This window comes from Vibrio sp. T9, from assembly GCF_003123985.1.
GTDB classification, from domain to species: Bacteria; Pseudomonadota; Gammaproteobacteria; order Enterobacterales; family Vibrionaceae; genus Vibrio; species Vibrio diabolicus.
On the sequence record NZ_NIGY01000009.1, the window covers coordinates 145,473 to 155,533 of the forward strand.

The 10,061-nt window shown below is 42.9% G+C and carries 8 protein-coding genes, 1 other RNA gene and 1 pseudogene; 7 read left to right on the forward strand and 3 right to left on the reverse strand.

Annotation, left to right across the window (positions count from 1 at the left end; all coding sequences use genetic code 11):
- Nucleotides 1–94: 94 nt before the first annotated feature.
- The 4 genes from nadK (at nucleotide 95) to bamE (ending at nucleotide 4,956) form a co-directional block, all read left to right on the forward strand.
- A complete protein-coding gene (gene nadK, locus CBX98_RS19240) occupies nucleotides 95–979 on the forward strand; it encodes an NAD(+) kinase (RefSeq protein WP_005391462.1) in 885 nt (294 codons plus the stop codon).
- 265 nt (nucleotides 980–1,244) lie between these two features.
- A complete protein-coding gene (locus CBX98_RS19245) occupies nucleotides 1,245–2,435 on the forward strand; it encodes a DUF3103 domain-containing protein (protein WP_005391464.1) in 1,191 nt (396 codons plus the stop codon).
- 166 nt (nucleotides 2,436–2,601) lie between these two features.
- The gene (gene recN / locus CBX98_RS19250; protein ID WP_109170010.1) at nucleotides 2,602–4,266 is read left to right on the forward strand and encodes a DNA repair protein RecN; all 1,665 of its coding nucleotides are present in this window, start codon (nucleotides 2,602–2,604) and stop codon (nucleotides 4,264–4,266) included.
- Between the two features lie 330 nt (nucleotides 4,267–4,596).
- Nucleotides 4,597–4,956 carry an outer membrane protein assembly factor BamE gene (gene bamE / locus CBX98_RS19255; RefSeq protein ID WP_005391468.1) on the forward strand — a complete coding sequence of 120 codons (360 nt, stop codon included), beginning with the start codon at nucleotides 4,597–4,599 and terminating at the stop codon, nucleotides 4,954–4,956.
- A gap of 105 nt (nucleotides 4,957–5,061) precedes the next feature.
- Here the strand turns inward: bamE and CBX98_RS19260 are convergent, their stop codons facing one another.
- Complete coding sequence (locus tag CBX98_RS19260; protein WP_005391471.1) at nucleotides 5,062–5,415, reverse strand: RnfH family protein; 354 nt, start codon at nucleotides 5,413–5,415, stop codon at nucleotides 5,062–5,064.
- Complete coding sequence (locus tag CBX98_RS19265; RefSeq protein ID WP_104974428.1) at nucleotides 5,405–5,848, reverse strand: SRPBCC family protein; 444 nt, start codon at nucleotides 5,846–5,848, stop codon at nucleotides 5,405–5,407. The genes CBX98_RS19260 and CBX98_RS19265 overlap by 11 nt, the downstream gene beginning before the upstream one ends.
- A gap of 118 nt (nucleotides 5,849–5,966) precedes the next feature.
- On the opposite strand from CBX98_RS19265, the gene smpB reads away from it, so the two are divergent.
- From smpB to CBX98_RS19280, 3 genes and pseudogenes are all read left to right on the forward strand, one after another.
- Nucleotides 5,967–6,452, forward strand: coding sequence for an SsrA-binding protein SmpB (gene smpB, locus CBX98_RS19270; protein WP_109170011.1), 486 nt, complete (start codon nucleotides 5,967–5,969; stop codon nucleotides 6,450–6,452).
- Between the two features lie 66 nt (nucleotides 6,453–6,518).
- Nucleotides 6,519–6,886: a transfer-messenger RNA gene (ssrA, locus tag CBX98_RS19275) on the forward strand.
- A 159-nt stretch (nucleotides 6,887–7,045) separates the two neighbouring features.
- A pseudogene (locus tag CBX98_RS19280) lies at nucleotides 7,046–8,293 on the forward strand (integrase domain-containing protein).
- 160 nt (nucleotides 8,294–8,453) lie between these two features.
- Here the strand turns inward: CBX98_RS19280 and CBX98_RS19285 are convergent.
- A complete protein-coding gene (locus CBX98_RS19285) occupies nucleotides 8,454–9,998 on the reverse strand; it encodes a hypothetical protein (RefSeq protein WP_109170012.1) in 1,545 nt (514 codons plus the stop codon).
- Nucleotides 9,999–10,061 lie beyond the last annotated feature (63 nt).

The following is a 10,061-nucleotide window of genomic DNA, read 5'->3' on the forward strand; positions in this document are numbered from 1 at the left end:
GCTTTAACCACATAAAAATTCGCATATTTAGGTGACTTGCCATTATTATGGGGATGAAGATTCCTGATTCAAGCCTCTTTAATGCGGAAATGCTATGAAAAATCCATGTAACGTGATCGCGATTATCGGAAAACCAAGAGATCAACAAGCAATTCAAACTCATAAAGAGTTGTACCAATGGCTGACCTCTGAAGGCTATAAAGTATTTATTGACGATCGCCTTGCCGCAATACTGGATGATATCCCGCAGAGTCAATTTGCCAGTTTAGTTGAACTAGGAAAAAATGCCGATCTAGCCATTGTGGTTGGTGGGGATGGCAACATGCTAGGCGCGGCAAGAATTTTATCCCGATTTGATGTACCAGTCATAGGGGTGAACCGTGGAAACCTGGGCTTCTTAACTGACTTAAACCCAGACGAGTTCCAAGCGTCTCTGCAAGCGGTACTCGACGGTGAGTATATTGAAGAAGAGCGCTTTCTCTTAGAAGCGGAAGTACACCGTCACGGGCAAATTAAAAGCCACAACGCTGCGCTAAATGAAGCTGTACTTCACCCAGGGCAAATTGCCCATATGATTGAATTTGAAGTGTACATTGATGAAAGCTTCGCCTTCTCTTTACGAGCCGATGGTTTGATTGTCTCCACACCAACGGGCTCGACCGCATATTCGCTTTCTGGCGGTGGTCCAATTCTTTCGCCTAGCTTGAATGCCATTTCACTCGTGCCAATGTTTCCTCATACCTTGTCGAGTCGACCTTTGGTGGTTGATGGAAAGCGTCGAATTAAATTGGTGGTGTCACCAGAGAACCGAGGAACACAAGAAGTTAGCTGTGATGGACAAGTGTCTCTCCCTGTTTCTCCAGGAGACGAAATCCACATCTATCAAAGTCCAAATGTGCTCAAACTCATCCATCCCAAAGACTACAGCTACTATCACGTTTTACGTAACAAGCTTGGTTGGTCTAGTAAATTGTTCTAACACTTGTTACTCAGGGAAATGACTTCAATAAAAAAGCCAGTAGCTTAATTGCCACTGGCTTTTGGCTTTCTTAGACAAGAAATAGACACAAAGTAGTGAGGCGACACGATATTTGCTGTCATTAAAGAGAAGTTTATAAATTTTGATCCTGTGGGCAAAGTTTACACAAAAGATAGAAAAGCAAATTCAATGATCTATGTCCGGTGATATTCTCACCATGAATAGAGTATTAACTCTATTTCATAAAATCAATAAAGGACATATTATGAAGAAAACCATCATTCTGTCTGTTCTCAGTACATTAGCACTTATTGGCTGCCAATCAGAGGAAACGCAAGTCAACAGTGTATCCAACGCAAAAGCGGAAGATATCACTAAGACGAAGCGTGCCCTCGCTCAACAATTGAGTGAGAACTATGCTGCCATTGAACCCATGTTGAGAAGAGATATTACTCCACAACAGACTAGCGTCTCTGTATCAGCATTTGTTCAACAAAACCCCAACTCCGAGTTTAGCCGTCAGCTTGTACAAGCTGACACTCAAATTCGTAGCTGGAAAGGTATTTCTGAATACTCAGATCAGTTGCTGGAAGTTCGTTTAGCGAATGAGAGCATGATAACAGCATGGCAAAGTGGCGAGGTCGAGCCATTATTTGCATTTGAACCAAGTGGTGATGATGAGAATTGGCAATATATCGAAGCATTTGATGTGTATGGCAACATCCATCAACTCGATGTTTACCAACTCCCTGAGGTACCTGTACTCGTTGTTGATAACAACAGCTCTGCAGAGCTAAAAGCAGGCTTGCAAGCTATGCAAGCTGAGATGAAAAAACTCGGTCAGCCAGCTTTAGTTCAACCATATATTGCTGATGAACAACGCCAAAATGCACCGCTATTGTCAAGTAGCACAGTGGGCGAAGCGGCTCCAATTCAAACAACGCAGTTGAAAAAGATCCGTCTAGCCGATGACAAAGAACCTTGGATCTCTGGCAAGGCAGAAATCTACGCTATCGTAACGGGCGTCAATCCAAGTCGTGATGAACCTACTCTCGATTTAGTAGAGCTTCCATACTTAGACTACGATAACCAAGATTACTACCCAAATCAGATCATTATTCACTGGTCTCGTTACCGTTGGGGCGCTGCGGACATCGTGCTCATGGAACAAGATGATGGTACAGACTATAAACAGTTGGCAAAACTCCTTGTTCAAGTTGCTGGAGAAGTGCTGAAAGCGATTCCAGATCCAGAAGTTCAGGCTTACGCGATTATTCCGCAAATCACGAATAAGATCATCGACACGATCCCTGACGGCGTCCTAACGAATGATGATGACTTCGTTGACGTTTACTACACACTAATGCAAGACACATCATACGTGGATCATCCAGGTGCTGGTGTGAATGCAGTAGTCACATTAGAGCCGCTCACGATTAACCCAACTCGTCCGTAACCTGTTCAATTTTAATGAGTCGTTGTAATCACTTCGGCTCATTTTCCCACTTCATCACAAAAAAGCACCCCACACAGAAATTTTTTCTCACCTGTCTTTACTGTATAAAGAAACAGTATATACTGTTCTCTTATACAGTATTGTTCAGTTATACAGGTAAATAAAAATGCTGGCTCATCTAAGTGTTAATAATTTTGCGATTGTTAAGTCTTTACAACTCGAGCTGTCTAAGGGCATGACCACCATCACAGGTGAAACAGGCGCGGGTAAATCCATTGCTATCGATGCACTTGGGCTCTGCTTAGGCGGACGAGCCGAAGCTGGCATGGTTCGACAAGGTGAAGAAAAAACCGAAGTTAGTGCCGCTTTTTTACTGGACAACAACCTACATGCAACGCGTTGGCTAGAAGATAACGATCTGCTTGATGGCAGTGAATGTATTTTGCGTCGCATCATCACAAAAGAAGGTCGCTCAAGAGCCTTCATTAATGGCAGTCCTGTCCCACTATCACAACTCAAATCTCTAGGGCAACTGCTGATCAATATCCATGGGCAACACGCTCATCATCAATTGATGAAAAGCGAACACCAAATGGCTATGCTCGACCAATATGCAGGTCATCTAAACCTACTAAAAAGCACACGAAGTGCTTACCAGCATTGGCGTCAGGCAGACAATAACCTCAAGCAACTAAAAGAAAATAGCCAGCAAAACCAGGCGCAAAAACAGTTGCTTGAATACCAAATCAAAGAACTAAATGAGTTATCGCTAGGTGAAGAAGAATTTGCAGAGCTCGAGCAAGAGCACAAACGACTATCCAATAGTGGTGAACTCGCCACTACCTGTCAGCAAGCCATCGAACTTATTTACGAAGGTGAAGAAGTCAATGCGCTTGGTATTTTGCAATCGGCCAATCACTCCCTAATTCAACTAGCTGAGTTAGATGAAAAGCTATCTGAGCTACCCAACATGTTGTCAGAAGCGATGATTCAACTGGAAGAAACGAAGAACGAATTACGCAGTTATTTAGATGGCGTCGATGTGGATCCTGTTCGTATGGCTTATGTAGAAGAACGTTTTTCTAAAGTGATGTCTGTTGCTCGCAAACACCACGTAATGCCAGAGGAACTATATCAACATCACCAAGATCTTCTGGCCCAAGTAGAAGCGTTAGATTGCTCTGATGAACGTTTAGATGAACTCGCGCAAGAAGTGGAACAAAAGTACCAAAGCTTCCTAAACCAAGCAGAAAAACTACACAAATCACGCAGCCGTTACGCAAAAGAACTGAACAAACTGATCACACAAAGCATGCACGAATTGAGCATGGAAAAAGCGGTATTCAATATCGAAGTCAGCAATGAAAACACGCACCCATCACCACTTGGCATGGACAGTGTGTGCTTCTTAGTATCGACCAACCCAGGGCAACCATTGCAACCTATAGCAAAAGTTGCGTCAGGCGGTGAGCTATCACGCATCTCATTAGCTATTCAAGTGATTACCGCTCAGAAAGTGGATACACCAAGCTTGATCTTCGATGAGGTGGATGTCGGTATTAGTGGTCCAACAGCAGCAGTCGTCGGCAAAATGCTACGCAAGCTTGGCGAGTCTACTCAGGTATTGTGTGTCACTCACCTCCCTCAAGTTGCGGGTTGTGGCCATCAACAAATGTTCGTGGCTAAACAAACAAAAGCTGGCCAAACCGAAACACAAATGCACGCATTAGATGAACAACAACGTGTGGCAGAATTAGCTCGCCTACTTGGAGGTAGCCAAATTACAGATTCTACCCTTGCAAACGCCAAAGAGCTCCTCATCGCCGCTTAGCCATGCTCTTTCAAAGATAGAGTCACGAACACTACTCCGTGACTCTACCTCCCCCATCACCATATCAAAGTGCTTGGGTTCTGATTCCCTTTCGAAATAATGGTCAGTGCCACCCCATAGCTCAATAACTTGGCTATTTGTCATTAGTTACCGCTTAAACTGGATAGAAAATCGCTCATCGACATAAACATACATGTGAGAGAATCAATAAATGCAACTCAACTCAAAATTCGTTGTCAGATTTCCTATCATACGACGCATAGCTTTTTACATCTGCGTCGAGCTTGTTTATTATCAGCGCAGTATTTTAAAGGTTACTAAGAAATTATTATGCAATTAAAGAAGTGGTTAGTTGCCGTACCATTAGCAATGACATTGCTGACAGGATGTTCGGTATTGGAAAAACTGGTTTATCGCATTGATATCAACCAAGGCAACTATGTAGAACAAAGTGCGGTAGATAAATTAAAGTTTGGGATGACTAAAGCACAGGTTCGCTTCGTACTAGGGTCACCAATGCTTATTGAAAACGGCTACCCGAACACTTGGTACTATATTTATCACCATACTCCTGGTCACGGTGATCCAGTGCAAAAAGACCTGATCGTTAACTTTAACGATCAAGGCACACTCGCAGATATCAGTGGTGACTTCCCAAAAAGTGACGCTTTTTACGAACAGATTCAGTAAACGACTTTTGCAAAAAACCTCTCACATGAGAGGTTTTTTATTATCTAGATATCGCGCAATCACACTTTGAATCAATGACGCCATCCATTGAGACTGATATTAAGTCTACTTATTCTTACGTACAGAGCTAGGCTTACCACCGGTGACTGGGTCTGCATTCCCCTCGGCTTTAGCCTGCTCCGCCCGTTTACGACGAATCTCTTTCGGGTCTGCGAGTAACGGACGATATATCTCTATTCGATCTCGATCTCGAACGGTCGCATCTAACTTCACATTACGACTAAACACACCCACTTTATTCTTAGATAAATCAATTTCAGGGTATAACTCTAACACGCCAGATTGTCGAATGATCTCTTCTACCGTTGCGTGATTATTCACCACTAAATTAAATACACGTTGTTCATGAGGAAGAGCATAGACAACCTCTACGTGAATCATATCTGACTCAATACTCATAGCACTCGTAGACCTGTTTTGCGCGTTTAGTGAATGCATTAACCATGTTACTGGTAAGCTCGTTAAAAACCTTACCGAAGGCCATCTCAATCATTTTACTTGAGAATTCAAACTCAAGCTTTAGCTCAACCTTGCAAGCTTGCTCATCTAGCGCGGTAAAAATCCAACCACCACGCAACGTCTTAAACGGGCCATCCACCAAGTTCATCATAATTGCTTGGCCTGGGATCAGCTCATTTGCAGTAGTAAACGTTTTGCTGATACCAGCCTTCGCCACATCGACAGAAGCCACCATACCATTACCCGAAGACTCAATGATTCTAGAGCCCGAGCAACCAGGCAGAAACTCAGGGTATTTAGCAACATCGTTAACCAGATTGAACATCTGTTCAGCACTAAAAGACACAAGCGCAGAACGGCTGACTTGCTTCATACATACTCCTATCGATACATGTACAGGTTTAAAGCTCCTGCCAATTTTACTTTTATTCCACGATTGCGCAAATAAAAGGATTTCCTATCCGATATCCAACCCGTATAATGTCGCTATTATGGCAAAGAAAAAAATGAAACAAAAAGCGGGTAGCAATACTATCGCGCTGAATAAAAAAGCTCGCCACGAGTATTTCATCGATGATGAAATCGAAGCTGGCTTGGAGCTCCAAGGTTGGGAAGTGAAAGCCCTTCGCCAAGGTAAAGCCAATATTTCTGAAAGTTACGTATTTATGCGTGACGGTGAAGCCTTTGTGAGTGGCATGACAATCACTCCTTTAAATCAGGCATCGACACACGTTGTGGCGAACCCCACACGTGTGCGTAAACTACTAATGAGTCGTCGTGAACTAGACAACCTATTCGGACGTGTGAACCGTGAAGGTATGACATTAACGGCCCTTTCTCTGTACTGGTCTCGCTCTTGGGTGAAACTAAAAATTGGCGTAGCAAAAGGTAAAAAGCTGCACGATAAACGTACGGATTTAAAAGAAAAAGACTGGGCAAGAGAGAAAGCACGCGTCATGAAGAGTACACTGCGTTAATCTTGACCACTTAAACGCATAGTACTGGACAGCCAATGCTTTTCTGTTACTATGCGAATATTACCTGGGGCTGATTTAGGATTCGACGGGAATTCAGAAGTCTGAGGTGCATGCCGAGGTGCGGTAGGCCTCGTTAACAAACCGCAAAAAAATAGTCGCAAACGACGAAAACTACGCACTAGCAGCTTAATAACCTGCTCAGAGCTCTCTCGCCCTAGCTTCCGCACGTAAGACGGGGAATAACGAGGGATCAAACCCAAACGCGCTAGCCCGGATTCTCCCGCCTGAGAGATGAACGGCGAATTTTAATTCAGGCTAGTCATTCATTAGCGTGTCGGTTCGCAGGTGGGCGGCGAAATTAAAGATCGACTAAGCATGTAGTACCAATGATGAACGGTTTTCGGACGCGGGTTCAACTCCCGCCAGCTCCACCAAATCAAAGAAAAAGACGTCTCAGGACGTCTTTTTTATTTTCTGCAATATCAAAATCAATAGTTTACCCGTCTCCTAACGTCTCTTGATGTCATCGACAGCTCCAATTTTTAGTAGTACGCTTAGTAGTACCGACAAAAAGTGAGCAGATTGGTACTACTATGGCAAGGACGACTAAACCACTGACCAACACTGAAATCAAACAGGCCAAACCTAGAGAAAAAGTTTATAACCTTTCCGATGGGCAAGGACTTGCATTGCGAGTAAAACCTAACGGCTCCAAGCTATGGCTATTTGATTACTACCGTCCTCACACCAAAAAACGTACCAGCCTGAGTTTTGGTGTATACCCTACGCTCTCTCTCGCAGAAGCTAGAGCCCAACGAGATGAAGCTCGTAAACTGCTCACTCAAAACATTGATCCCAAGGAATATAAAATCGAGAAAGCCACCGCTCAAGCAGCAAAGAGTAGAACAACGCTTGAAGTTGTTGCCAAAGACTGGTTTGTGCTTAAAAAAAAGTGACGCCCGACTATGCGGACGACATCTGGAACTCATTAAAACTGCATATCTTCCCTTCTCTGGGGACCATCCCAATTCATGATTTACGCCCACATCACGCTATTGATGCCATGAAGCCTTTAGCTCACAAAGGCAACTTAGAGACCATTAAACGGTTATCACAGCGTTTAAACGAAATTATGACTTATGCCGTTAATACTGGCTTGGTAGATGCTAACCGTTTGATAAGCATTAAAGCCGCTTTTGAAGCTCCTAAGAAAAAACATATGCCAACACTGAGGCCAGAGGAACTTCCTGACCTTATGATGGCCATCAACAATGCCAGCATAAAACGCACAACTCGTTGCCTCATTGAATGGCAGCTTCACACTATGGTTCGCCCAAGTGAAGCGTCAGGTGCTCGTTGGAAAGAAATAGATTTCGAGAATGCTATATGGATTATCCCTGCGAGTAGAATGAAAAAACGTAAAGAGCATATCGTACCATTAACTCAACAGACATTGGCTCTTTTGGATGTAATGAAGCCGATTAGCTTTCATCGCGAATTCATCTTCCCATCAGATAGAAACCCACAAACACATACCCATGACCAAACCGCTAACATGGCACTAAAGCGCATGGGCTTTGGTGGCCGCCTTGTATCTCACGGACTTAGAGCACTAGCCAGTACCACTCTCAATGAGCAAGGTCACGATCCCGATGTGATCGAAGCTGCATTGGCCCACAGCGACAGAAATGAAGTACGTCGCGCCTACAACCGTGCAAACTATCTAGAAAGGCGAAAAAAAAATAATGGAATGGTGGAGTAACCACATTGATACTGCAGCTACTGGGAATTTTGGCTTATCCTCTATAAATAAACACTTAAGCGTTGTAAATGACTGTTAAGCTAACATAGATAACGCATCAGCTGTTGAGTATTCATCCAAGAAACAACTCGCGTAAGAACCTTACTCTTCATCAACCAGCTAAAGCGGAGCATAAATAGGATATGCTCCCCAATAACTTGTTTAAGTAGACAATAATAACTAATTGTATAAGTTAGCTGCTACATTGATTGTTGAACTGAGTGGTGGATGAACTGCAACCAGTTAATCTCATCTGTATATAATCTTACATCTGGACTCACTGGTACCACATGGACCTTATTCCGATTCACAGCACTAATACGAAGCTTCTGAACAAGCTTTCTTTTTTGCTCTTCTGCCGTTCCGTCAATATTTAAGCATACCCAATATAAAGGTTTACTTTCATCTTCAATTAGCTGTCTAAACAATCCATTGATATGGCTATCATCAATATTAAAGCCATATCCCACAACAACTATTGCATCACAGTTTGAATAGTTGTCGTATAAGCTTACATAGCGCCGGGACATATCAACTGAAGTAAGAGGTTTTAAACCACTCTGGGTGAGGATGAAAGGAACATGGATTTGGTCAGTCGGTACTTCATCGTCATCATCACAAGAAATTACCGAGTTTTTATAAGGGTTATAATAATCACAAACGCCACCATTCAGGTGATGAATTTCAGGTATAGCAAAGCCTAATTGAGTTGAAACTGTTTCAATCAAATTATTATAGTTAGCGGTGCCAACTGCAGCTATCTCTACTCCAAGTTCAGTGCACCTTTGTAAGTCATGATAATAGCCACTCTCGGGTAAATCACCAGCCTGTTCTAACTGATTTTTTATGTATTTCCTAGTAGCCCAAAGAAAAATCACCATCTTTGAAAACTTGGCCCACTCGGTGCGAGGAGAGTATAGGTAGCGAAAATGACTGTCTATCAACGACTGATAATCCAAGACAGTGGTAAATATATTTTCTAGCAATTGCTGTGACAAAGCCGACAACAGCTCACTAATTGAACCATTTTCTACATCATACTGGCGCTTTGACTCCATTAAAAGCTCCAGCGCACTGAGTCCAGCTTGACTGAACTCAACTTTAAACATGCCCGACACGTCATCAAAAATAGGAATATCATCAGGCGCAGACTCAAAAAGTTCTTGATTTAATCGTTGTACCAATTCTTGACCGTGTGCTCCGACCAAAAGTTGCAGAAAAGCTCCTGCATAACGTTGAAGATCAGCAACATCTTCCCTTGTTCGCAATACACTTAATATAGCTGAATACATTTCACTACTAAAAAGACGGACTTCGTCTGCAAGTAATGGATTCATTTGCACAGCTGTAGAGAAAAGGTGTTCTCCAAATGCTGTGCCCATTTGTTCATTAAACTTTTCAATCAGCGTTTGTTTTTCGATACCCAAGTCAGCTAACGCTCGTTCAGCTTCAGCGTCAAAATCATTCAGTCTACGTACGATCTCAGATTTACGATACTCGATCGAAGATTCTATAAGGTTTGTAAATTCGTTTTTACCAAATGCATGAATTCTCTGGGTGGCATATTTTTCAGGTAGCCATCCAGTTACGTAAGGGGTATATGGATCGAGATCACGTAACTGTTGCCTAAGAGCCTGCTTATGATCACTAACATCCTGCCGAAATAAGTCAATCGCGAACTTTCCACCAATTGGCAACCCGTACCCAACCTCGGCCCCAGCTCCAAAGAAAAAACCAAATTTCATGCACATATCCCTCACGAGTATCAGATGTTTAAGCTACTACATCTAATTGGGGGTGATAGCTTC